The sequence below is a fragment of the Pseudomonas fluorescens genome, from assembly GCF_001623525.1.
Taxonomy (GTDB): domain Bacteria; phylum Pseudomonadota; class Gammaproteobacteria; order Pseudomonadales; family Pseudomonadaceae; genus Aquipseudomonas; species Aquipseudomonas fluorescens_Q.
In genome coordinates this window covers 1,294,243-1,319,510 of the sequence record NZ_CP015225.1, presented here as the reverse complement: position 1 = coordinate 1,319,510, position 25,268 = coordinate 1,294,243, and the positions used below count along the sequence as shown (strand labels likewise).

16 protein-coding genes are annotated in these 25,268 nt (G+C 61.9%); 6 read left to right on the top strand and 10 right to left on the bottom strand.

Going from position 1 to position 25,268, the window contains the following annotated elements; translation table 11 throughout:
* Positions 1 to 4: 4 nt before the first annotated feature.
* From tolQ to TK06_RS05635, 3 genes are all read right to left on the bottom strand, one after another.
* Positions 5 to 712, bottom strand: a complete 708-nt coding sequence (tolQ, locus tag TK06_RS05645) for a protein TolQ (RefSeq protein WP_063321209.1) — start codon at positions 710 to 712, stop codon at positions 5 to 7.
* 64 nt (positions 713 to 776) lie between these two features.
* Positions 777 to 2,702: a phytase gene (locus TK06_RS05640; protein ID WP_409077373.1), complete on the bottom strand. Its 1,926-nt coding sequence runs from the start codon at positions 2,700 to 2,702 to the stop codon at positions 777 to 779.
* A gap of 155 nt (positions 2,703 to 2,857) precedes the next feature.
* Complete coding sequence (locus TK06_RS05635; RefSeq protein ID WP_063321208.1) at positions 2,858 to 5,380, bottom strand: TonB-dependent receptor; 2,523 nt, start codon at positions 5,378 to 5,380, stop codon at positions 2,858 to 2,860.
* A gap of 447 nt (positions 5,381 to 5,827) precedes the next feature.
* Between TK06_RS05635 and TK06_RS05630 the strand changes: the two genes are divergently transcribed.
* Complete coding sequence (locus TK06_RS05630) at positions 5,828 to 6,742, top strand: GGDEF domain-containing protein (protein ID WP_063321207.1); 915 nt, start codon at positions 5,828 to 5,830, stop codon at positions 6,740 to 6,742.
* Positions 6,739 to 7,776: an AraC family transcriptional regulator gene (locus tag TK06_RS05625; protein ID WP_063321206.1), complete on the top strand. Its 1,038-nt coding sequence runs from the start codon at positions 6,739 to 6,741 to the stop codon at positions 7,774 to 7,776. Before TK06_RS05630 ends, TK06_RS05625 begins: the two co-directional genes overlap by 4 nt.
* A gap of 144 nt (positions 7,777 to 7,920) precedes the next feature.
* Here TK06_RS05625 and TK06_RS05620 read toward each other — a convergent pair whose 3' ends face one another.
* The 5 genes from TK06_RS05620 to TK06_RS05600 all read right to left on the bottom strand — a co-directional run bounded on the left by TK06_RS05620 (position 7,921) and on the right by TK06_RS05600 (position 14,229).
* Positions 7,921 to 9,189 (bottom strand): IS110 family transposase, encoded by a 1,269-nt coding sequence (locus tag TK06_RS05620; RefSeq protein WP_063321205.1) that lies wholly within the window; start codon positions 9,187 to 9,189, stop codon positions 7,921 to 7,923.
* A gap of 310 nt (positions 9,190 to 9,499) precedes the next feature.
* The gene (locus tag TK06_RS05615; protein ID WP_063321204.1) at positions 9,500 to 9,940 is read right to left on the bottom strand and encodes a CBS domain-containing protein; all 441 of its coding nucleotides are present in this window, start codon (positions 9,938 to 9,940) and stop codon (positions 9,500 to 9,502) included.
* A 150-nt stretch (positions 9,941 to 10,090) separates the two neighbouring features.
* Complete coding sequence (gene nirD, locus TK06_RS05610; RefSeq protein WP_063321203.1) at positions 10,091 to 10,477, bottom strand: nitrite reductase small subunit NirD; 387 nt, start codon at positions 10,475 to 10,477, stop codon at positions 10,091 to 10,093.
* Positions 10,477 to 13,038, bottom strand: coding sequence for a nitrite reductase large subunit NirB (gene nirB, locus TK06_RS05605; RefSeq protein WP_063321202.1), 2,562 nt, complete (start codon positions 13,036 to 13,038; stop codon positions 10,477 to 10,479). The genes nirD and nirB overlap by 1 nt, the downstream gene beginning before the upstream one ends.
* A gap of 567 nt (positions 13,039 to 13,605) precedes the next feature.
* The gene (locus tag TK06_RS05600) at positions 13,606 to 14,229 is read right to left on the bottom strand and encodes a TetR/AcrR family transcriptional regulator (protein WP_063321201.1); all 624 of its coding nucleotides are present in this window, start codon (positions 14,227 to 14,229) and stop codon (positions 13,606 to 13,608) included.
* 82 nt (positions 14,230 to 14,311) lie between these two features.
* On the opposite strand from TK06_RS05600, the gene TK06_RS05595 reads away from it, so the two are divergent.
* On the top strand, positions 14,312 to 14,941 hold the full coding sequence (locus TK06_RS05595) for an NAD(P)H-dependent oxidoreductase (protein WP_063321200.1): 630 nt from the start codon (positions 14,312 to 14,314) through the stop codon (positions 14,939 to 14,941).
* A 2-nt stretch (positions 14,942 to 14,943) separates the two neighbouring features.
* Here TK06_RS05595 and TK06_RS05590 read toward each other — a convergent pair whose 3' ends face one another.
* Positions 14,944 to 16,506, bottom strand: coding sequence for a L,D-transpeptidase family protein (locus TK06_RS05590; protein WP_063321199.1), 1,563 nt, complete (start codon positions 16,504 to 16,506; stop codon positions 14,944 to 14,946).
* Between the two features lie 162 nt (positions 16,507 to 16,668).
* Between TK06_RS05590 and TK06_RS05585 the strand changes: the two genes are divergently transcribed.
* The 3 genes from TK06_RS05585 to TK06_RS05575 all read left to right on the top strand — a co-directional run bounded on the left by TK06_RS05585 (position 16,669) and on the right by TK06_RS05575 (position 20,148).
* Positions 16,669 to 17,352, top strand: coding sequence for a murein L,D-transpeptidase catalytic domain family protein (locus TK06_RS05585; RefSeq protein WP_063325073.1), 684 nt, complete (start codon positions 16,669 to 16,671; stop codon positions 17,350 to 17,352).
* A 148-nt stretch (positions 17,353 to 17,500) separates the two neighbouring features.
* A complete protein-coding gene (locus TK06_RS05580) occupies positions 17,501 to 18,931 on the top strand; it encodes an IS1182 family transposase (RefSeq protein ID WP_063321198.1) in 1,431 nt (476 codons plus the stop codon).
* Between the two features lie 254 nt (positions 18,932 to 19,185).
* Positions 19,186 to 20,148 carry a class I SAM-dependent methyltransferase gene (locus TK06_RS05575; protein WP_063321197.1) on the top strand — a complete coding sequence of 321 codons (963 nt, stop codon included), beginning with the start codon at positions 19,186 to 19,188 and terminating at the stop codon, positions 20,146 to 20,148.
* 3 nt (positions 20,149 to 20,151) lie between these two features.
* Here the strand turns inward: TK06_RS05575 and TK06_RS05570 are convergent, their stop codons facing one another.
* Entirely contained in the window at positions 20,152 to 25,248 is a 5,097-nt protein-coding gene (locus TK06_RS05570; protein ID WP_063321196.1) for a dermonecrotic toxin domain-containing protein, read from the bottom strand.
* Between the last annotated feature and the right edge of the window lie 20 nt (positions 25,249 to 25,268).

Here is a 25,268-nt window from a genome sequence, read left to right as displayed (position 1 = left end):
CCTCTCAAGCGGCCGTGGCCAGGTTCATCGGTGCACCGTGCAGCTTGCGGTGCAGACGCGCCTGCAGCTCGTTGCCAAAGGCGTAGTAACGGGTCAGCAGGGTCTGGCCGCGAGCGGCGAAACGGTTATAGGCAATGACCGCCGGGATTGCCGCGAACAAGCCGATGGCCGTGGCGATCAACGCTTCGGCAATGCCCGGTGCCACAGTGGAAAGGCTGGCCTGTTGCACTTGGGACAGGCCGATAAAGGCATTCATGATCCCCCAGACGGTGCCGAACAAACCGATGTAGGGGCTGACCGAACCGACGGTGGCGAGAAATTGCAGGCCTTTTTCCAGCTGTATTTCCTGTTCGCTGATCGCCACTTGCAGCGCGCGCTCGACGCCTTCAAGCACCACTTCTGGCGTGCTTGAAGGTTGGTTGAGCTGAGTGAAGGCCAGCACACCCGCCTGAAAGATCGGCGTGACACCAGCGTCTTCTTCGCGGACTTGTGCGTGTTCCCGGTACAAGGGCAACAGATCCTGGCTGCTGCGAAAACGCTGCATGAAGCCGTTGAGCTGACGCTCGTTGCGTTGCAGCACGGCGCTGCGCTGGATGATCAGATACCAGCTCAATAGCGAGGCCAGCAGCAACGTGAGCATGACCGCCTTGACCAGCAGACTCGCGTCACTGATCAGGCCCCAGATCGTCATGTGTTCCAGAGTGGCTTGCATGGTTGAAACTCCTGTCTGGCAGTTATTCGATGAAATGTTCGTGACCGGTTGATGACAGCGTCGCTCAAGGCAGGCGCAGCGCTTTCGCCACGTCGGCCCAGGGCACGAACTTGAAGTTCTGGGTCTGCTCGGGCATGCGCTTGCGTCCATCCTGGACCACCAGCATGCCCTGGCTCCAAGGCCCGCCGAGGTTCATCGAGGTCACCTCCAGGCCATCGGTTTCCGACGCGCCATCAATGCCCGCGGCAGCGTTCAGGCCGACCCGGAAGGCGCCCCGCACGGCATAAGGCGGCTCGGCATCGAGCACCAGGTAGCTGTCGTTGCCCTGGCTGGAGATCACCAGGTAGTCGTGGCCGTTGGCCTGGTACAAGGCCATGCCCTCAACGTCAGCGTGCAACAATGGGCCAACCTTGATCACACTGTTCAAGGTCGCCGGTTGGTCGGCCCGGGCATCCACCGCCCAGACACCTACATCCTCTTCACCGAGAAACAGACGCTGGCGCCGCTCATCTGCCACGCAACCCTCGGGCTGGCTGTCGACGCTGAACTGGCGCACCAACTGGCCTTTCACCACGCCGTCCGGCGCGCTCAGGCGGTACTGCACGAAGCGCCCGTCCTTGCCGTTGGCGAAGGCATACAGCTCACCTTCGGCAGGCTGGAACAGACAGATGCCGTAGATTTCCTTCAATGACGTCATGATTTCGCCCGCTTCGCGCAACTCGCCACTGGCGCGGTCGATACTGAACAGGCTCAAGCTGTTGCGATCTCGGTTGCTGGCCACGGCCAGATCGACGGTTTGCGTGCCCAGCTTGAAGTTCGCCCGCACATCGACGTTATTCAGGCGCCCGACCGCCAGCTCCTGCAGCAGCTTGCCTTGCAGGTCATAGGCCAGCAGGCCTTGCTTCTTGTTGGTGCCCAGCACCCGGCTCAGCCCGGGCGTCGTTGGATGCACCCAGATCGCCGGGTCATCGGCGGCATCGCCCTGGCGGGCCACCGGTTCGCTCTGGACGATGGCCGTCACAGTGGGCAGTACCGGCGGCAAAGGCACTGGCGTGGGTTTCCAGCTGATTTCGCCTTGGTACAGGTGCCCGTTGTCATCGTCGCGCAGCAGCACTTCAATGCCACTTTTCGTCAGCCGCGCCGCGAGGTTTTCCGGTTCCTTCAGACCCGCCAGCGGCAGACTGGCTTCAGCACTCCAACCCTCTCCCTGCTGCTGATACACATGCAGGCGCGCCGCTTCCGGGTCCAGCCCCAACAGGCCTCCCGGCAACACGGCCATGGCCCCGGCGCGTTGCTGGAGCTCGCCGAACGGTGCGCGCATCGCCACGGGCACCCGCACGGTCTCGGCCTCAGAGGATGCCGGGTAGGCCCACCAACCCACCCGCTCCTCGTTGACGAATAACTGATTAGCGCTGTCCTGCACCTGGCAGGTCTTGGCATCCGGCGGCAACGGCAGGCCCCGCACCCGTTGCGCGGTGTCGCTCAGGCGCTCGCCATTGCCCACCAGCCATTGCTCGCCCTTGCCTTCCTCGCCGACCAGGAACACAAACAGGTTGCTCGCCTCGTCGCGGTACAGGCACAGGCCGTTGACCGGGAAGTCCCGCGTGGGCAGGTACAGCGGCGTGCTCCACTGGCGACTTTTTGGGTCGAGGCTGACGACCATGGCTTGCTGGCGCTCGCTGTCGAGGCTGGCGACCAGCACGTTCTCGCCTTGGGCACGGCTATCGACACCTTCGAAAGTGCCCTTCAGGCGCGTCAGTTCGCGACCTTGGGCATCGAGCAAGAACAGGCCCTCGCGGGCGCTGGCCAGGCGTTCGGTCGTCGAAGGGCCAGGCAGGAATGCCAGGGCGTTGATCGACCGTAGTTCGGCTTGAGGCCAGGGTTGCAGCTTTAGCTTGGGCGCTGAAGCAGCCGCCAGCGCGGCAGCTGATGCCAGGCTGAGCGCCATCGCCAGTAGGCAGCGCTTGGGTAAGAAAAACATCGTGATCAACGGGAAAATCCTTGTCATTGGGCCAACTTCAGAAATGGCATGTTCACTATTCCTGTGGCGAGGGAGCTTGCTCCCGCTGGGCTGCGCAGCAGACCTGTTTTGTGGGCGCTACGCACCCAAGCGGGAGCAAGCTCCCTCGCCACAGGTATCGCGGTTCAGAAATGGGTAAAGGTCAGCCCCAGCTTGTAGGTCGGGCCGTACTCTTCGTACTGGCCGTTGTAGGAGCGGTGGCCGGTGTAGACGAAATACGGCTCGTCGGTGAGGTTCTGGGCCTCGAGGCTGACTTGCAGGTTCTTGGTCAGCGAGTAACGCGCGCTGAAGTCGACGAAGGTCTGGGCATCGACATGCAGGTCATGGTCGCGGTCGCTGATCGACGCCAGCTCGAACAGGTACGCGGATTTGTAGTTGGCCGACAGCCGCAGGCTCAGCTTGTCGTTTTCCCAACCCAACATCAGGTTGCCGACCGTGTCCGACTGGTTCGGCAAGTCGATGCTACGTTTGCGCTGGGTACCACTGGCTTGGTCGAAGCCTTCGATCTCGGCGTCCGAACGGCTGAAGGTGGTGTTGGCGCCGAGCAGCAGGCCATTCCAAGGTGCTGGCAGCCAGTCGAACTTTTGCGAGTAGGCCAGTTCCAGGCCATACAGCTTGGCGCTGTCACCGTTGGCGTAGCTGTGGGCCTCTGAAAAATCGGTCCAGGCGCCCGTGCCGGCCAGGTCGGTGTTGTAGACAAAATTCTTGATGTCCTTGTAGAACACGAAGGCCGAGACCGTGCCGGCGTGCCCCATGAAGTGCTCGATGCCCAGGTCCAGGTTGCTCGATTCCAGCGGTTTAAGCTCCGGGTTGCCGAACGTGGCCTCGTCATCGTCGATGACAAAACCCGGCGCCAATTGCCCGAAGGTCGGACGCACCACGGATTTGGTCCAGGCCGCACGCACCTGGGTGTTCTTGTCCAGTTGATAGCGTGCGTGCAGGCCCGGCAACCAGTGGTGATACTTGCGCCGGGTCTCGGTGTCGGTGAATACGCCGTCGGTGGCGCCGGTGCCCTTGGCGTCGAACTCAGTGCCTTCGTAGCGCATGCCGGCGATGAAGCGCCAGTCATCGATATCGACGGTGTTCATCAGGTATCCGGCGTTGATGTCTTCGCTCATCTTGAAGTCGTTGACTCGCGACTCCTGCTCGTCAAAGAACTCATCGCGATTCAGACCGCCGAGCAACTGCTTGATCGCGTCGGCGCTGATACCCGGGCCGAAGCGGCCGAGGCGATAATCCACATTGCCTTTCTGGAACTGCCCAAGGTTCAACTGCTCGTCGGTAAAACCCAGGTCGTCGAAATCCTCGTAGACCCAGGCATTGAGGTCGTTGTCCTTGTCACGTCGGCTGACTTTGCCACCGAACTTGACCTGGGACGCGTAGCCACGTAGGTCATAGTCCCGAGCCAGGTCCAGGCGCAGGTTTTTCTCGGTGTCGGTGGTCTTCTGCTCCTCCCAATCCACCTTGTCGAGGCTGAAGTTGGCGGGATCGTAGAACCCCGAGCCGATGATCGGCCGCGGCTTGTCGTTGTCGTAGAAGCCGCCGTTGAAACCGTCGATGCCTTCGAAAGTGGCGCCGGCGATATGGCCGGGGCTGTCTTCGCTGGATTGGCTATAGCCGCCCTGACCGCTCAGGGTCCAGAGCCCGAACAGGCGCTCGCCACCGAGCACGTAGGATTGAATTTCCTGGGTTTCTTCACGTTGCTTGAGTTTGCGCTCGCCCTCGGCGTCCCCCAATTCACCGGCGGCTTGCGGGTCTTCGAAGGCAATGCTGGCGGCGTTGCGGGTTTCGCTGTCCTTGTAGCGGCTGTACAGCGTGCGCAGGTAATAGCTGCTGGAGTCGTCGGGCTTGTAGTCGAAGTTCAACCCGCCACCGGCCCGCTCGCGACGGATGTCGTAGTCGCGCTGTTCGAACTCTTCGAGGCGCGAGCCTTGCTCGAAATCCCAGGCGCCGCCGGTTTCGACGTTGTCCGAACCGAAGTCACGCTTCTGCCAGCTCAGCGCCGCGGCCACGCCGAAATTATCGATGCCATCGCCGAGGCTGAAACGATCGCTGATGGCGCCGGAGAATTTCGGGCTGGTCTGGCTGGTGTTCTTGTCATAGCTGGCTTCGCTGCTGCCGGTGTAGAACAGGCCGTTGTGGTCGAAGGCCGAGAGGCTTTTGACGTCCACCGTGCCGCCCAGGGAGTTGGCGTCCATGTCCGGCGTCAGGGTCTTGATCACCGACAACGATTGCACCAGCTCCGAAGGCAGCACATCCAGCGCAACGGCCCGGCGTTCGCTCTCCGGGGCTGGCACCAGCGTGCCGTTGATGGTCACGCTGTTGAGGTCCGGGCCCAGGCCGCGCACGCTGACAAACCGGCCTTCGCCCTGGTCGCGCTCGACGCTGACACCGGGCAGGCGCTGCACCGCTTCGGCGACGTTTTCATCCGGCAACTGCGCCACACCGTCGGCATGCACCACACTCTTGATGCTGTCGGCGTTGCGCTGCTCCTTGAGGGCCTGATCGATGCTGGCCGCCTGGCCGACCACTTCAACGTGTTCTGTGGTCACCTGCTCGGCGGCGCTCAGCCGCTCACTGGCAATGGCCATCGCCAATGCGGTGAACGTGAAACCGACGAGCCCGGCAGTGCTTGTGCGGTGATACATGGTGGTCCTCCCCAGGAATCCGGAAATCCGCCAGGCAATGGCCCGGCAACTGGGAGGGCACGCTAGGGGTGCGGAATGACGGTTCTGTGACAGGGTGTGGCTGGAGGGGCAGCAATCGGCTGATTTAGGGGGGCTGGCGAGCCGGAATGAGCTGAAATGACCTACTGGAACCGCGCTCGGAAACTCCGTGGCGAGGGAGCTTGCTCCCGCTGGGGTGCGCAGCGCCCCCACAACCAGGCGCCACGGTCCTGATAGACAGACCATCTGCGCCTGCTGCGCAGTCGAGCGGGAGCAAGCTCCCTCGCCACAGGGGCAGTGTTGTCGCAAAAAAACCAGATGACCGATGAGCTGATTCGACCTCCCCCACCCCATCACCCGCCGTCACCGCACTGTCACATTCATCTGCTGTGCTGGGCCGCATTCCGCTTCTGGCAAAGGATTCCGGCCATGTTCTCCGTGCTGCGCCCGCACTGCCTCAAACTCGCCCTGCTCCTGCTGGCGGCCAATGTCGGGTTGATCCTGCACTTGGCCAGTGGCGAACTCAAACCCGTCGCCGAATGGGTCTGGCTGGACATCCTCGGCGAAGGTGGCTCAGCGCTGCTGGCGCTGGTCTGGTTGGGGCTGGTGTTGAAAAGCCGCCCGACCGGCCGGGTCACTAATTACCTGATCCTGGGCCTGGGCTGCATCTTCTTTTCCTGGTGGATCGACAGCCTCGACGAATTCATCCGCTTGCCCGACAGCATCACCTGGGATCACTGGCTCGAATCCGGGCCGATGCCGGTGGGCATGATCCTGTTGACCCTCGGCATCTATCACTGGCACCGGGAGCAACTGGCGATCAACGGGCAGATGGAGAAGCGCGAGCGGCTGTTCCGTGAGCATCGCCTGTTCGACAAACTCACGCCGCTGGGAGGCGCCGACTTTCTCAAGCACGAACTGTCCGCCAGCCTGGAAGACAGTCGACGCCGCCAGCAACCCTTGTCGCTGCTAGCCCTGGACCTTGACAACTTCACCGCCATCAACCAGCGCTTCGGCCACAGCGAAGGCGACGCGGTGCTTCAGGCCGTCAGCCAGTTGCTGGTATTGAACCTGCGGCGCCAGGATCTGCTATGCCGCCTGGCCGGTGATCGCTTCGTGGTGCTGCTGCCCGATACAGGCGAGAGCCAGGCCCGGCGCTTGGCCCTGGAGCTGGAAATTGCGGTGCGCAGCCTGGCCCACAAGACCCGGCAACACAGCGAACGGTTGCAACTGGTCGCCAGCACGGCGGTGGTGATGGCGTTCGACGAGTCCCCCGAAGCCTTGCTCAAACGCCTGAACCTGGCGCTGGCCCAGTCCCGGACCACATTGGCGAAAAGCGCATGACGCTCAAGACGTGCTGGTACGAAACCGACAGCCGCTTCATTCCGGGGCACTATCAGCCTGCCGCGCTGATCGACCTGGCGCTGTCGCGGGACATCGACAGCCATCGCCTGCTGCGCGGCACCGGGTTGTTTCACGACGATATCCTCGCCGGCCAGAGCCGTATCAGCCCGCAGCAGTTCCTCGGCCTGATCGACAACAGCCGGCGCCTGCTGGATGCCAGCGACAGCAGTTTCCTGTTCGGCCAGCGGCTGTTGCCGGGCCACTACGGGCCTGCGAGCCACGCCTTGCGCCACGCGCAAAATCTGCATCAAGCCCTGCAAACCCTGATCGACCAGCAGGCGCTGCTCAGCCCGTTGGCCGCCCCGAGGCTGCTGTTGGACGAGCACTATGCCTACCTCCATTGGCTTGACAGCTGCGGCGCCGATGAACAATGGCGCTTCGTACTGGAGGCGAGTATGACCTCGATGGTGGCGATGAGCACCTGGCTCAGCGGCGAACGCCTGCCCTGGCAATGCAGCTTTCGCCACAGCGAACCGCGTTACGTCGAGCAATATTGGGTGCACCTGGGTGAGCACACCCAGTTCGACCGCCCCCTGGACCTGATGCGCCTGCCCCGCCACTGCCTCGCCCAGCCCTGGCCCAACGTTTCAGCCACCGCCGGCCAGGTGGCGCGGATCGAAGCCCGGGAACAGCTTGATCAACTGGGCTTCGCTTCAAGCTTTCTGGATTGTATCTACGACTACCTGCACGCTCATGTGCAGCAGACGCTCAGCCTGGAACAGACCGCCCAGGCCTTCGCCATGAGCCCGGCAACCCTCAAGCGCAAGCTGCACAAGCACCACACCGGATTCCAGCAACAGGTGGATCGGGTGCACACCCATGTGGCGCTGTACCTGTATCAGGTCAAAGGGTTCAGCAATGAAGAAGTGGCGCAGTACTTGCGCTTCAACGACACGGCGAACTTCCGTCGTTCGTTCAAGCGCTGGACCGGTAGCACGCCGAACCTGATTCGGCAGTTGTTGATGCTGGGGTGAAGCTTATAGGTACTGAAGTCGGACACAACCTTGTGGCGAGGGGATTTATCCCCGTTGGGCTGCGCAGCAGCCCCCCTTTTTATCACCCAAGCATTGAGTCGACTGTGCTTTTTTTGGGACTGCTTCACGCCCTGAGCTCTTCCGTCAACATGCTTTCGTTGCCTCCGGTGCTCTTATCAAAGGCGAGTCGTGGCGGGCCAAGGCTTGTAAATAGACGCTCTCGTCATACTGGGATCCAGCATTCCAGCACCGATAAACGATCCTGATCCATTTAAAAGCCAGTGCCCTCAGGGCTGCTTGATGAGAGCAGCCTTTGGCCTTCTGCTGGCGATAGTACGCCCCTGCCCATACCGATTGATTGATGCTGTGGGCAGCCCACTCGACAAATGTCTGGCGCAAAAAGGTTGAACATTGATAGCGCCAGCGAACGATTTTCTTCTTGCCACTGCGCTCGGTAACCGGAGCGATCCCGGCATATCGCTGCATAGCACCAGCATCCTTGAAGCGATCACGTTGCTCACCAAAAGCTACCATTAGCCGTGGTGCAAGCTGTTGCCCGGCTCCAGGCAAGGATTTGAAGAGGCTGTAATCGGCCAGGGTATTGGCCGTTTCTTCGATCGCCGCATCAAACTGCTTGATCGCCACCAGCATCCCACTCAGTTGCGATGCCAGGGTCCGCACATACAGCGCTGAAGGGGTAACAATCCCCGGATCCTCTGTCAGCGGCGTGGCCTTGAGGATCAAGGCCAGGCGCTGCTGATTGAGTTCTGCATGGCGAACATTGTGCGCGTTAAGAAACTTCAAAACGCTTGTAGGCCGAGCACGTTTAAGTGTTTCCAACGTCGACCAGCGCTCCAGGAAATCACAAAACACCTGTGTGTCATGGTCGTGGAACAACTCCAGCGCCAACGGATAGTACTGCTTGAGCATGCAAACCAACCGATTACTGGTTCTTACCCGCTCATCAACCAAGGTTCTCCGATGTTCAGTCAAGCTAGCCAGAGAGCGTATGGCAGGACTTTGTTTCTCCTGCAGGGGAAATCTGTCGGGATGCTTGAGCAATAGCTCAAGTGCCCACTGGGCATCGCTCGGATCGTCCTTCGCACCGCTGGGAACAAAGGCCTTACGCTGCTTGGCTAAGGTGGCGGGGTTGATTGGGAACAAACAAAAAAAATCATATTTTTGCAGGGCCGCTATCAACGGTCCTTTGTCTAACTCCACGGCAATGGCGATAGGACCGCCATAACGCTGATACAGCGCATGAGCCCATTGATCAATAGCTTCGGGGTTGTGTCGGATGACCGAGAAGCACCGCTGGGCTTGCCCAGCAACCTGCAAGCAGACGTCATGTTTGGTATCGGCCCAATCAATTCCGATATAAGCAGTGAATTTCTGAGACAAGAGCGTTTGCATTGCACACCTCCACAGACGCTAAAGTACATGCAGGAACATGCATGCTTGCGTCCAGCGAAGGCGATATAGAGAGCCGTGCCCGGCTTTCCCTGAGTGTTCGTTAGAGGGCGCAAGCGCACCTGCTGGGCTCGAAGGTGAAGCAGTAATCATCGAAATGCGTTGCAGCCCTATTCGTAGCTCGCAGGTGCATGTTCCTTCCTCGCGACAACCGGACTCCAGCGAGTATCAGTATGGGGGAGCAAGGAACGGACTACCTATATCGCAGCCCAGCGGGGATAAATCCCCTCGCCACAAATGCGAGCTTGCGGGCTCAGTGCCCGCGGATGTAGTGCTCCAACTGCCGGATCAAATCCGCCTGTTCGACAATCGCCTCTTTCACCAGGTCGCCAATGGACAGCAGGCCGATCAACTGCCCGTTATCCAGCACCGGCAAGTGCCGCAGGTGGCTGTCGGTCATGACTTCCATGCAGCGATCGATGCTTTGCTGGCTGTCGGCGGTGACCACGGGGGCACTCATAATGGTGCGAACCGTCGTACCCACCGACGACCGCCCCTTGAGCACCATCTTGCGCGCGTAATCGCGCTCGCTGAACACGCCCACCACTTGCCCGTCTTCGATCACCGGCAACGCGCCGACGTTTTTCTCGGCCATGATTTGCAGTGCTTCGAGCACCGTCTGTTCCGGAGCGATGCTGTGGACCTGCTGGTGCTGCACGCTTTTGAGTCTCACCAGTTGAGCGGCGGTTTTCATTGATTATTCCCCTAGCAGCTTACCTGATACGTTCGCTTGAGAACCCCTTGTGGCGAGGGAGCTTGCTCCCGCTGGGCTGCGCAGCGGCCCCAGGATCTTGCGGGCGCTGCGCACCCGAGCGGGAGCAAGCTCCCTCGCCACAGAAGCGGGTCAGTCTTCGCCGATCTCGACCACGTCGCCATTGAGGCGCACCGGCCAGACCCGCAGGCGCTGTTCCGGGTATTCCAGGCAATGGCCATCTTCCAGGCGGAAATGCTGTTTGTACATCGGCGAGGCAATCACCAGGTCGCCCTTGATGCTGCCCAGCAAACCACGGCCGATGACATTCGCGCCGGACTTGGGATCACGGTTGTCGATGGCGTACAGCGGCTTGTCCTGATGCTCGGGCAGGTACAGCAGCGCCACTTGGCTGCCGTCATGCCAGGCGACCACGCCTGAGTTGGGGACCAGGTCGTCACGGCTGCACAGGGCACGCCATTGCAGCGGTTCTTGAGCGACATCACGGACAGGAATACGAACGACGTTTGACTGGCTCATCAGAGCACCTCCTCGGTAACGGGAATCAGGTGGAGTTCGTGGGCGTGAACCGGCCGGCGCTGGCCGCGTTCCCTGACAAAGTGAACATCCGGATCGCCGCGCCCGTCGTTGACGAAGGTGCGGAAACGCTTGAGTTTGTCCGGATCCTTGAGGGCATTGGCCCATTCGCATTCGTAACGGTCGACCACCAGTTGCATCTGCGCCTCGAGTTCGGCGCCCAGGCCGAGGCTGTCGTCGATGATCACCTCCTTGAGGTAGTCCAGGCCGCCTTCCAGGCTTTCGCGCCAGACCGAGGTCCGTTGCAACTTGTCGGCAGTGCGGATGTAGAACATCAGGAAACGGTCGATGTAGCGGATCAGCGTGGCATCATCCAGGTCCGTGGCGAACAGCTCGGCGTGACGCGGGCGCATGCCACCGTTGCCGGCCACGTAGAGGTTCCAGCCCTTCTCGGTGGCGATCACGCCGACGTCCTTGCTCTGGGCCTCGGCGCATTCACGAGTGCAACCGGACACCGCGAACTTGAGCTTGTGCGGCGAGCGCAGGCCTTTGTAGCGATCCTCGAGGGTCAGGGCCATCTGCACGCTGTCCTGCACGCCGTAGCGGCACCAGGTGCTGCCCACGCAGGATTTCACCGTGCGCGTGGATTTGCCGTAGGCATGCCCGGTTTCGAAACCGGCTTCGATCAGCTCGGCCCAGATGTCCGGCAACTGGTGCAACTGGGCGCCGAACAGGTCGATGCGCTGGCCGCCAGTGATCTTGGTGTAGAGGTCATATTTCTTGGCGACCACGCCGATGGCGATCAGCTTGTCGGCGGTGATTTCCCCACCGGCGATACGCGGCACCACCGAGTAGGTGCCGTTTTTCTGCATGTTCGCCATAAAGGTGTCATTGGTGTCCTGCAACGGCACCAGGGACGGGTCCATGATCGGCTGGTTCCAGCACGACGCCAGGATCGAACCCACCGCCGGTTTGCACAGGTCGCAACCGGTGTGACCACGACCGTGCTTGGCCAGCAGCTCTTCGAAGCTGATGATGCCTTCCACCCGCACCAACGCATACAACTCCTGGCGGGTGTAGGCGAAGTGTTCGCACAGGCTCTTGTCGACGCTGACGCCGCGGGCAGTCAACTCATGCTCGAACACTTGCTTGACCAGGGCCGCGCAACCACCACACCCGGTACCGGCCTTGGTGTCGCATTTGAGCTGGCCCAGATCAGTGCAGCCGCCGTCGATGGCCGAGCAGATCGAGCCTTTGGTGACGTTATGGCACGAGCAAATCGTGGCGGTTTCCGGCAGCGCCGCCGGGCCCAGGGTCGGGGCGCCTTCGGACGAGGGCAGGATCAGGCTGGCAGCGTCCTTGGGCAAGGCGATACCGTTCTGCATGTATTGCAGCAAGGTGTCGTAGTAGCTGTTGTCGCCCACCAGCACCGCGCCGATCACGCGCTTGCCGGCGGCGTCCACCACCAGCCGCCGGTAGCTGGCGCTGGTTTCGTCGATGAATTGGAAGCTGCGCGACCCCGGGGTGTTGCCATGGGCGTCGCCGATGGAGCCAACGTCCACACCCAGCAACTTGAGCTTGGTGGACATGTCGGCCCCGGTGAAGGCGTCAGCGCTTTCGCCGCACAGCCGGGCCGCGACATTGCGGGCCATCTGGTAGCCCGGGGCGACCAGGCCGAAAATGCTGCCGTTCCAGGCCGCGCATTCGCCGATGGCGTAGATGTCTGGGTCGCTGCTCTGGCAATGGTCGTCGATCACCACGCCACCGCGCGGGCCGATCTGCAGGTCGCTCTGGCGTGCCAGGGCATCCTGGGCACGGATGCCGGCGGAAAACACGATGAGGTCGGTTTCCAGGAAATCGTCGTCGCCGAAATTCATCCGATACCGGTACTGCTCACCGGCGCTGATGGACTGGGTGCCCTTGGACAGGTGCACGCCGACGCCCAGCTTCTCGATACGGGCCTTGAGGGCCAAGCCGCCCTGGGGATCCAATTGCACCGGCATCAGTCGGGGGGCGAATTCCACCACGTGGGCCTCCAGGCCCAGGGTCTTGAGAGCGTTGGCCGCTTCCAGGCCGAGCAGGCCGCCACCGACCACCACGCCACGACGGGCATTGCTGGCGGCAGCGCGGATCGCGTCCAAGTCTTCCAGGGTGCGATAGACCAGGCACGAATCGCCTTCGGCACCTTCAATCGGTGGCACGAACGGGTAGGAACCGGTGGCGAGCACCAGTTTGTCGTAGTGAAGGCGATCATGGGCGGTAACGACCTGATGGGCGTCACGGTCGATTTCCAGCACAGGCACACCCAGGTGCAACGTGATGCCGGGGGTCTGGTACAACGACGCTTCGCCAAGGGCCAGGGACTCGGCATCGCGGCCCGAGAAGTACTCGGACAGGTGCACGCGGTCGTAGGCACGCATCGGCTCTTCGCTGAACACATGCACACGGTAATGATTGAGGGCACCGCGCTCGATCAATTGCTCGACGCAGTGATGGCCGACCATGCCATTGCCGATCACGATCAGCGTTTGCAGCTTGTTCAGAGAAGCAACGTTGGAATTCATAAAAAGCACCCGACAAAAGCCCATCACGATTTTGAAAGCAAAAAAAAGACGCCTGAAACCTTGCGGTTCCAGGCGTCTTTGCCTGTTCTGTGCGGTATCGGCCCGGCGACTGCGCCCTGACCTACCGATGTCCCCCGGCCTGCTGGCGCTCGATCTTCGTTGACCGACGGGGCTGCCCACTCGACTGTGTTCACGGTGGGCCTGGATAGCCTCTTGCAGCGAGCGTGCCAAACCTCATCCAGCCCCTATTCACGGTCGTGCATTCATCGCCAATCCCCCGTGAGAGCGGGCCTGCCCGCGAAGACGCCGGTTCAGTCACCGCAGCCTGCCGCCGTTTCGCAAGCACCGCCAACTGCCTTGCGATGGTGCGATCACCTTGCCTGCGGCTTCATAAAAGTGCAGCAAGCCCTCAAGAGGGGCTTGCTCTCGATATCCGTCGGTCAGTTGGCAAAGAGGCTGAATAAACCATCCAAGACAGTTGCTCCCACATGGGGTTCGTGGTGGTTGCGGAGCTGGGGCTCAGCACGGACTTCCTGTGGGAGCGGGCTTGCTCGCGAAAGCGGTGGGTCAGTTTGAAGGGAAGTTGGCGGTCCTTTCCACCAGCGCAACGATGCTGACCAGCAACTCTTCCTTCGCTTCGCCAGCGCTGATTTCCCCAATGGCGGCGGCATTGGACAATGCTTCCGCCGCTCCCAGCATCGCCCGCAAACCGGCCTGGGTGATGCCCTTCGTGCCGGCGAACGGCTCCAGCACCGCGCGGCACTTGTCGAGGAAAATACCCTCGTATTCGCGCTTGATGCGTTCCAGCTCCGGCGAACTGGTCAACGCTGCGATCACCCCGGGAATCTCTCGGCCCTGCAACAGCACGCACTCGACGTAGGAAGAAGCAATCACCGCCGCCCGGCTTTGCAGGGTCGCGTCGCTGGCGTCCAGGGCCGCGTCCATCAACGCGGTCTGGCGGGCGTCGAAATCCTGGTACAGCGCCGCCAGCAAGCCGGACCGGGTGATGAAGTGGTCGTAGACGATGGGCTTGGTCACCCCTGCCTGGTCCGCCAGCCGCGCCAGCGTCAGGGCTTCGCTGCCCTCCTCGCGTACCAGGCGCCAGGCGACATCCAGCAATTGGCGCTGCCGGTCATGCCGGGATAAACGACGACGAGGTGACGCGTGCGAATGTTCGTCAGTGCTTGACATGCTAACTTTACCAACCGTAACTTACTAAGCGTAACTTAAGCATACCTGTCATCAAGACCTCGTGACCAGAAGGAGTTTCGCCATGCATGCACTCATCGTTGTGGCTCACCACGATCCGCGCTCCCTCACCCACAGCCTGGCCGGAAAAATCGCCGAAGGCATCACCCGCGCCAACCCCGCCGATACGTTCGAGATCGCCGACCTGGCCGCCGAAGGCTTCGATCCGCGTTTCAGCTTTGCCGACCATGCCGTGCACCACCGCGAAGCCTTGCCGCCGACGGATGTGCTGGCCGAGCAAGCCAGAATCGACCGTGCCGATACGCTGGTGCTGGTTTATCCGATTTACTGGTGGTCCATGCCGGCGCTGCTCAAGGGCTGGATCGACCGGGTGTTTTCCAACGGCTGGGCATTCGACTTCAGCCTCGACAAGCCCTTCATCCAGAAACTGCAGCACTTGCAGGTCCATCTGGTGGGGGTCGGCGGCGCCGATGCCGACAGCTTCCAGCGCCACGGCTATGGTGAGGCCATGACCACGCAGATCGACCATGGCATTTTCGATTATTGCGGCGCCCGGGTGGTGAGTTCCCAACGTTTGCTCGACTCGGAAACCGCCGATCCGCAACAACATCTGCAGGCCGCCGGCATTATCGGCCAGCGCTTGTTCGCAACGCTCGACGAAACCACCCATGCCCCCGCGACCGCATGCGCCTGAACTCAGAGCGCGCGACCACGGGCGGCCGACAGTGTCGCGTCACGCCCGTAGATATCCGGAACGTACACCGCCTGGCCCTGGCTGTCCGCTTGTGCTGTCCAGTAGCCCAGCAGGATCGGCACGGGCCGGGCTAGCCTGAACTCGTGGGTCGACTCACTGGCCAGCAACGTCTCAGTGCGGGCGCGTTCGGCCGGGCTTACCAGCAAGTCGCGCAGGCGCATCACTTGCTCGATCCGCACGCAGCCTGAACTGAAGGCTCGCGGGCCTTTGCTGAACAGTGCCTGGCTCGGTGTGTCATGCAGGTACACCGAAAACGGGTTGGGAAAACGAATCGCCATTTTGCCCAACGGGTTCTTCGGGCCTGGATCCTGGCGCAACATGAGGTTGCCCGGGTGCTCCCAGTCGATATCTTCCGCCAGCAATGGCAGGCCATCACCATCGAGAATCCGCAGGTTGTGGCGGCTGAGAAACTCCGGATCGCGGCGGATCTCGGGCAGTTTGTCTTCGCGCATGATGGTCGGCGGAATGGTCCAGGTCGGGTTGAGTGTCAGTCGGGTGACGTGGGATTTGAGCAACGGCGTCTGCCGTTGCGCACGGCCCACCTGGGTGCGGGTTTGCCACACCGGGGCGCCGCCCTGGTAGACCGTCAACTGCGCCGCTGCCACGTTGACCAGGACACTGTCGGCCTCCACGTCCTGGGCCAGCCAGCGCATGCGTTCCAGGTTGATGCGCAGCTGCTCGCGACGCATGGCCGGGCTGATGTTCAGCTCGGTGACGGTCCACGGCCCCACCACCCCATCGGCCTGCAACGAATGCTGGGCCTGGAAGCTCTTCATCGCCTCCACCAGCATGGGGCTGTAGTGCTCGTCGCTCAACTGCGGCGGCGTACTCAGGTAACCCTCGTTGAACAGTCGTTGGGCCAGGGCGGGTACGCGGGCGTCCTGTTTGTCCGGTTGCAGCAACGGCCCGCCCGGCACCGCTTGCCATTCGGCTAAAGGCTGTTGTCGCAGCCGGGCATAGAGGCCGCGCAGGTTGCGGTAGAGGTCCAGGTTCGGCCGTGCCTGTTCAAAAGCGTCGGCCAGGTTCCGCAGGCCCAGCCCGGCGATGGCCAACACCACGGCCGGATGGTCCTGTGGCGGTGGATTGGCCTTCCACACCGGTTCCAGCCGGTCTTGAGGCAGGTAGCCGAAACGCAGGTCATGCAAGGCTTGCAGGTAGCGCCGGCTGATGGCGATGTCGGCACAATGAGGGCCTTGGGTCGCCCCCTCGACCGGCAAGCCATAGCGCGCGGGATCGAGACCGTCGTCGGCCAGTTGTTGCAACTGGACCTGCAACGCCCCCCGTCGTTCGTCGTCCGACCAGACTTCCTGGCCTGCGTTTTGCTGATAGAACGCTTGCAAATCGAGCTGCGTCGGAAAGTCGACGCCCACCGCGACGTCCGGGCACGCGACCGCCAATTGCGCCAGTGTGGTCTGCACGAGCGCCGGATCGCTGTCTTCGGCTGTGGCGACCAATGGCGCAGTGAGCAATAAAAGGCTCAGGTAACATGCGGACTTTTTGAACAACTGCTTTACTCCACTCCATGGCCGTCTCGTTGACGGTGAATTTTGCGACAGGTACGACCCGCCATCATGCAAACAAACGAAATCGGACGGGATGCCGCGAACGAACACCACGCTGGAAACGCTTCGCCTGTACAGGGCTTTTTGCGCCGACTCTGCCTGGTCATGCTGGGCCTGGGCGTCATTTGCAGCCCGGCACTGGCCGAAAAGAAGACGAATTCGCAAACGCTCTACAACAGCCTCGCCCACGCAGCGCCGGAACTCAATCCCCTGGCGCTCAAAAGTGCCCTGAGCGCCATGCAATGCGCGGTCGCCAATGGTGCCAGCCAGGCCCGCCACCTGGCGGTCATCGACTACTCGCAACCCTCCACGGCCCGTCGCCTGTGGATCTTCGACCTGCGTCAAAAGAAGCTGGTATTGCGTGACCTGGTGGCCCACGGGCAAAAATCCGGGGAAAACTTCGCGACGCAATTCTCCAATCGCCTGGGCAGCTACCAATCCAGCCTGGGCCTGTTTCGCACCCAGGAAAGCTACCAGGGCACCCACGGCTATTCGCTGCGCATGGACGGCCTGGAGCCGGGTTTCAATGACCTGGCCCGTGATCGGGCCATCGTGATCCATGCCGCCGACTACGTGAACCCGTTGTGGAGCGTGCGCCAGGGCCGCATCGGGCGCAGCCAGGGTTGCCCTGCCGTACGCCCCCAGGTGGCACGCCAGGTGATCGACAAGCTCAAGGGCGGTCAATTCATGTTTTCCTGGTACCCGGACCCCAGTTGGCTCAAGCGTTCGGCGTACCTCAACTGCCAGCCGCAACAGGTTGCCAGTATCCTTGCGACCAGCGGCAGTTAGACACGGCCCCCGTGGCGAGGGAGCTTGCTCCCGCTTGAGTGCGAAGCGCTCACACTGTTGATTGGGCCGGCTACGGATCAGAGTGTGTAAAAACCCCGAAGCCAACCCTTGCTATGATTCCTCCAGGACTTCATCGCAAGGGCTGCCCATGAAACGCTTCATCCAAGGTGAACACCGAGGTCAAACTACCTTGCTCCCCGAGAGCTTGGACGATTACGTCAGCGACACCAATCCGGTGCGCGTTGTCGATGTCTTCGTGGATGAACTCGACCTGATCAACTTGGGTTTTGAAAGCGCTGTCCCCGCTGAAACGGGCCGGCCGGCTTACCACCCGGCAGTCATGCTGAAGATCTACATCTACGGCTATCTCAACCGTATCCAATCAAGCCGGCGCCTTGAGCGCGAGGCGCAGCGCAACGTCGAGCTGATGTGGCTGACCGGTCGCCTGATGCCGGATTTCAAGACCATCGCCAACTTCCGCAAAGACAACGCAAAGGCCATTCGAGGCGTTTGTCGGCAGTTCGTCGTGCTGTGTCAACAACTGGGGCTCTTCTCGGAACATTTCGTTGCCATCGATGGCAGTAAATTCAAAGCGGTGAACCACCGCGACCGTAATTTCACCAGCGCCAAGCTGAAGCGCCGAATGCAAGAGATCGAATCAAGCATTGCCCGTTATCTGAAGGCGCTGGATGAGGCTGATCGGGAAGAGCCCACGTCTTCAGGGCCCAAAGGCGGTCTGGAGGAGAAAATCGCCAAATTGAAGGAGCAGATGAAGGTGCTCCAGGAGATTGAAATACAGCTTGAAGCCTCGCCGGACAAACAGATCTCGCTGACCGACCCGGACGCGCGCTCGATGATGATGACGAGCGGTAATGGCATCGTGGGTTACAACGTGCAGACAGCAGTCGATACCAAACACCATCTGATCGTCGCGCACGAGGTGACCAATGTCGGTCACGACCGTGACCAGCTTAGCTCGATGGCCCAGCAGGCCCGTGAGGCGATGCAAATCGAATCGTTGTCGGTGGTGGCGGACCGAGGGTATTACAAAAGCGGAGAAATCCTGGCCTGTCACGAGGCAGGGATCACGGCTTATGTGCCAAAAACGCTGAGTTCGCGGGCCAAATTCGATGGCCGCTTCGGCAATGATGAGTTTGTTTACGACGCGGACAACGATGTGTACATCTGCCCCGCCCAGCAAGTGCTGATCTGGCGTAACTTTTACGTCGACAAGGGCAAGAAGCTGGACGTTTACTGGAGCTCCAACTGCCGAGCCTGCTCAATAAAGGCGCAATGCACACCGGCCAGAGAGCGAAAGATTCGGCGCTGGGAACATGAGGCGGTACTGGAGGAAATGCAGGCCCGCCTGAACAATGCGCCGCAGATGGTGAGCATCCGCAAGCGAACGGTCGAGCATCCCTTCGGGACGCTGAAACACTGGATGGGAACGGCGCATTTTCTGACACGGCGGCTGGCTGGGGTGAGCACCGAAATGAGCTTGAATGTGCTCGCTTACAATTGGAAAAGGGTGATGAAAATCCTTGGTGCGCAGGGTCTGATGAAAGCACTGGTGGGCTGAAAGCCTGCTTTTTTGCCTCGTTAATCAAGCTATGGAGCCTTGCTAGTGCTTGTAGGGGGCGATTGGAGCGACAAGAGCGCTTCAGGTTTTAATCAGTTGGCCAACACCTGTCGGCACTACGTGCCGACGATGTTTTATCTGTTTTTACACACTCTGGGATGGGGGCTGCTACGCCCCCCAGCGGGAGCAAGCTCCCTCGCCACAAGGGTCACGGGTGGTTAGAATGCCGGCCCTTCGAATTGCTGGCCTTTGCGATGACCCCTGAAGCCCTTCAAACCCTTCACGCCCATTTGCTGACCGCCCTGGAGTCGGCGCCAGAAGAAACCCGGCGCCTGTTCCATGGCCGCGGGCGCTGCTGGCCGGGCCTGGAGCAAATCACTGTCGACTGGTTGCAAGGGGTGGTTCTGGTCTCGCTGTTCAAGGAGCCAGAACCCACGCACCTGGACGATTTGATCGCGACACTGCTGGCGCTCGCTACGTCGCCGGCCTGGCAACACAGCAAGGCCCATACGCTGGCCGTACAGCACCGCTACCTGCCGCAAAGCCTCACCCAATGGCTGGTGGGCGAGCCCATTGACGAATGGACCCTGACCGAAGGCGGCCTGCGTTACCGGATCGATCTGGGCAAGAAGCAGAACAACGGCCTGTTCCTCGACATGCGTTATGGCCGCGACTGGGTGCGGGCCAATGCCAACGGCAAGCGAGTGTTGAACCTGTTCGCCTACACCTGCGGCTTTTCAGTGGCGGCCATCGCCGGCGGTGCGCGGCACGTGGTCAACCTGGACATGTCCCGTGCGGCCCTGAGTCGTGGCCGCGACAACCATCGCCTGAACGGCCATGACCTGGGCCAGGTGAGTTTCCTCGGCCACGATTTGTTCAAGTCCTGGGGCAAGGTGATCAACAGCGGGCCGTATGACCTGGTGATCATCGACCCGCCCACCTTCCAGAAAGGCAGTTTCCTGCTGACCAAGGATTACCAGCGCGTCCTGCGCCGCCTGCCGGAACTGCTGACCGCCGACGGCACGGTCCTGGCCTGCAGCAACGACCCGGCCACCGGCCCGGACTTCCTCATCGACGGCGTCACCCGCGAAGCACCGGGCCTGGTGTTCGAACAGCGGCTGGCGAATCCTCCGGAGTTTCCAGATGCCGACATGGCGTGTGGCCTGAAGGCGCTGGTGTTCAGGATGAGGGCCTCTGGCGAGGGTGCCGGCCAGTAACCTCTATTGCGTGCGCAACGACCACCAAGGGCTGACCAGGCCTGTGGTGATCCGCTTGACCATCACTTCAACCTCCCGACTCTTGACCGAACGATAGATGGCCATGGTGCGCCGCAACTGGTCTTCGCTGAGCGTCACCGGCTGGCCGGCGGCCCAATCCACATCCGCCACCGCCTCGAGCCTCACACGGTGCCAGACGATCCCCTCTGGCCCGGTGACGGATTCCAGGGCACTGGGCAGGTCGGCATCCGGGTGTGCCAGGTTATCCAGCAATACCTGGGGCCAATGGGAAGGGTCCACCGGCTCGCTGAAGGCATCCACCAGATCGTCTTCCACGGTGTCCCAGATCGCCAAGCCGTCGGACCACTCGCGGGACATCAACCCCAGGTAGGGACGCCAGGTCAGTTCGCCGACGCGGGGTATTTGATCGTTGCCGTTGAAGGAGTCCTGGGCGTCGCTGAGCCAGTTGATGAAGCCTTCCCGAGTCATGGCCGCCCGCAACTGCGAGACGTCGGGATAACGCCCCCTCAATACTCTGCCCCAATAGTCATGGTGGCGACCCAGGAAACTCGCGAAAGGCACCCTTTGCCGCTCGAGGCGGGCACGTTGAACCGCCTGGAACATCAGGAAATGCGCCTCCAGTTCGGCGACGTCCGGCGGTTGCCTGTCCAGCACGCGTGCCTGCAAGCGTGTGCGCAGTTGAGCCAATTGCTGGTCGAAATCCGCAACCCGTGCCGAGAGGTCGGCATAGATGTCCGGGAAACCGGTGTAGTACTGCAGGATGCTGGTCGCCCTTTGTCGATCACCTGCGGCCAACCCACCCGGCACATCGGCATCGGCGTCACGGATGAGGCCAGAGTACCAATCGATGAAACGCCGTCCGCCGGCATCGTCGCGGGCCACTTCCAACGCCCGCTGGAGTTCGTTGAAGGGATCAAGCCAGTCGTCGACGGTGTAGCGAAAAGCCTGGGGGTCCACGGCCCGCAGAATTCGGATCTGGGCGCTGGGCAGTGGATTATCTTCGAGCCAAAGCCCAAGGGTATTCCCCGTTGGCAGGTTGCCCAGCGCCGGGATCAAGTCACCCTGAATGTCAGTGATGCGATTGCCCTTGAGGTCGATGAAGATTGGCTCGGATGAGGTTTTCGAGAGCAACCGCAATGCCAGCGCGGGAACGCGTTCAAGCCCGGCGTTGGCCAGCTCCAGCGCCTCCAAGGACACCAGTTCGGGGAGGTCCGGTAAATCGCGACAGTTGTTACCGCTCAGCCGTAAATCCCTGACGGTCGTGGCGCTACGCAGGAATGCACTGCCCTCCTCATCCAGGCGCAGGCCACAGCGAGCCAGGTCCAGGGTGCGTAATCCCGGTAAAGCGGTGATGGCCTGCAATTCCTCGGGGGTGAAATGCAAGTTGTCGGACCATACCAGCTCCCGCAGCGAGGGCAATTCTGCCAAGCGACCGATGGCCACGGCTCGGTCTGCACCGGGTACGGTCCCGCCGCTCACCTCGGACAGGTTCAGTTCCTCTAGACAGGGAGCGCGGTCGGCGCCCAGCAAGGGGGCGAAAGCATCCGCGTCCAGGTTGAGCGGATTCCTGCCCAATGACAGCTCCAGCAGGTTGCGAAACTCGCCGGCCGCCGCTGGCACGGCGGTGAGGTGGTTACCGTGCAGGCGCAGCGTCTCGATATTGGGGAACAGCCGTAGGAAATCCGAGGGGTCTTCACTCAAGCCCATGTGCGCCAACATCAGTTCTTCGATATGGTCGAAACGCGCGCTGAGGGGCGGAAGCCGGCCGATGTCCCATCCCGATAGACGCAATATCAACTCGCTATCTTCCCGGTCCGGATCGGGTTCACGTCGCCAGGCCCGGCGGATTTCCCTCGTCACCTCCCTGCGCACCGAAATCAGTTCATCACGGTTGTAACGGCCCTCGTTAGGGTGATGAAGGCCCTCCTCAACCTCCCATTGGCGCAGCCCTTCATCCAGGGTTGCCCATTCAGTCGTCAACCGGCCAACCAGGTCATCGAGACTGGTGCCTTCTCGCTCGGCCTGCTCGGTCAAGCTGCGTTGCAACCCCTCGAAGGCGGCCCCGGTATGGTGGGGATACAGCCGTTCAAGGCGCCCTTGCAGGGTGCCAAGCCAGCGCCGCAACGGCAGTCGGCCACGGCCGCTCATGGGATAACCAAAGTATCCGTTCAGCCACTGCGGCCCCTCATTCATGTTGTCGAAGCGCTTGAGTCGCAGGTACGGACGCAGACTCTGTCGATCATCCAGGGCTTGCTCAAGAAGGGCCTCACGCAGCTTGGCTGCGTCCCAGATATTCAGGCCCAAGGCATTGCGCGCTTCGTCCGGCATCGCCCTGAGCAATGCCTCTTCCAGGCTCGAAGGCCCAGCCAGTTCGTTATCCGTTTCGTCAAAGGGAAGGTATTGGCCGTCCTCCTGGCGAATGACTTTCAAAGGCCCTGCCTCTCCCACCGTGAGCGGGCTTTGCTGCTCGGGCGAGGACAGACGCAGGTGCAGCCGACCGTGTAATCGCGCCGTGTCACCCAGCAACCCCATGACAATGGCGTCCCGGTCGGCGCTGCTTTCGCCGCGCTCCAGGGCGCGCAAGACACGGGTCAGGCGCAGCTCGGTCAAGGCTTCCACACATTGCTTGCCCAGCCGCCCGGTCACCCGGCCTTCAAGCAGGCGCAACCGGTCCTGGCCTCGAGCCTGGCTGGCCAGTTCGTTGGCCAAGGACTCCGGCAGGCCCGGGAAAGCACGCGCCACGGGAACGGCCTGCGGATCGAGCGCTGCGGGCCGGGCCAGGGCAGCGCTCACTTGCGTCCCATGGCGTTCCAGATAGTCGGACCAGCGCCCGGCCAACAACCGGCTGCGCTCCACCGGGCGCAGTCCGAGGGGGCTTTGCCCCAGCAGCGTGCGCTGTTCATTCACGCTCAATCCGGCCAGGATGCGACCCGCCCAGGCGTCTTGCTCCAGGTCTGCGTCGTGCACGTCGAGCGCGCGCGTGGCGGCTGTGTCGCCTGCGGAGTGAGTCTGTCCGCCGTCGTGGTAGCGCAACATCAAGTCCTTCGGCCAACCCGGCAGATCCACGAGGGTTTGCGTGATTTGAACAGGCACATGCCCTGGCGCTTCATCGCGGCGCAGACGGCCAATGGTCTGCTGCACCTTTTGCCAGTTGCGCGCTTCACTCAGGGCGTCGGCGAATAGCGCCGGCAGCGGCTGTCCTTCCACTTGCAGGTAACGCAGGTGCGCCTCACTGATGCCGGCCTGTCGCTGCAAGGCAAGGATCGTCTTGTCGTCCAGTTCGCCTGGCGTTTCGGCAAAGTCGCGCAGCAATTCCAGGTTGCTGCGCTGCAATGGGTTGCGGTGCGCCCAGCGCCAGCCGCGAGCACGGCTCCATTCCAGCTGAGGCGTCACGCCTCGATGGCCGGCGGGCAGGCGCAAGCCCAAGGCGTCGGCAGTCCCTTGGACCTCGAAATACTGGCCCTCGACCTGCACCCACGCCTGGTCGGCCGTGCGCCAAACACCCCAGGCGTCCTGTTCGGCCACCAAGGGGGGGCGCTGCCGGGCCTGGAACGGCGTGACATCGCCGTTCCACAGGCGTGTCGTACCGTCACTCAGCGGCATGGGTTCAACGGCCCCACCGATAAACCCCAGGTAGGCGCCTTGAGCGATCCCAAACAAGACGTTGAAGATATGGTCGATGCCTTCCTGGGCGTGGCCTTCGTTGAACGCCTGGATACCTTCGAAGAACTCATACACCAGGCGTACTCCACCCACCGCCGCTGCGGCCATGCCAATCGGCGCGCAAAACGGGATGAAACTGACGGCGAGCATCAGCGAACGCTCCGCGAGGCTTTCCCAATACTCGAAGCGTGCCAGCAGCGCCTGCCAGTCCTGGTCCTTGGTGGGGACCATCAGCGTCGAGGCATTGGCCAGGATATGGGTACGCCATTCGTGATAGCGATCGTCCCATTGATTTTTGCGCACATCGCCAAGACTCCAGGGCACGTGGGGCGTCGGCACCCGGATACGCCTGGGGTTGCCACCCTCGCCCAGCTCCCCTTCTCGCCAGCCGGTCACACGCGCATGGATTTCCTGGAACAGATTGAGGTTGTCCTTTATCTCCCATTCCACTTGATCATGCAGGGCATCGCCCAGTTGGGCTTGCAGGCGCAACGGGAGGTAACGCATCAGGCTCTGGCGATAGCTGCGCTTGCGCAATCGTTCGGCCAGCTGCGCTGCCATGGCCTGCAGGCTGGGGAATTGCTTGACGGGCGCCACCACGTCATGGGGCAAGTGCAAGACCACCGGGCGTACGCCCTGGGCGTTCCCTGCCACCCCCCAGTAGACCCGAGCACCGAACAACGGCACAGACAGCACTTGCAGTGCCTTGATCTCGCAAGCCAGAGGCTCCACGGGCCGATCTTCGAGCTGCACACCGACATAGGCCAGCAAACGCTCACCGGTCTCATCCAGGCGCCCATCCAGCTTCGCCTCGTAGGCGTCGTAGGCCAGCTGACTGCGTGCATAGGCCATGTAGGCCTTGGCAACGGCGGGAACCTCAGCGCCGATTCGCGGCAGCCGCTGTTCGAGCAAACGCTGGTAAGCGCCACCCGCGTCCATGCTTCGACACAGAAGAGCGAAACTGGCCGGGGTCATGGGCAGCGGCAGGGTCGCTGACGGAGCGCCCCAGCGATGGAACTCCCCGGGCTGGCCCTTGATGAACAGCTCGCCTTTCTTGTCGAACTCGCTGCCGACGGCGGCATCGGCGGGAGGGTAATTGCGCATGGCCGCTTCGATCACCGACAACGAGGTGCCGAAGGCATCGCGCTTGACCCGTGCCCGACGTACCGCCTCCACGACGCCGCCCTTGCCCTTCACCGGTCCCCAGGCCTGCACGGGCGGCTGAGCCAGCAGCAGGTCGCGCGTAAAGGTGTCGGGGGCCGGCAAGTCGACCATCAGCGCATTGAGGGTGTCGCTGTCGCGTTGTAATTGCTGGGTCAGGACCTTGAACCGTTTCTGGTGGGCTCGCGAGGCGCGTTTCAACCAGATGGGCAGCCTGGCGTGGATGAACTCGACATGGGTCTCGAGTGTGGACATGTTGGACCTCCTTCCTTGGG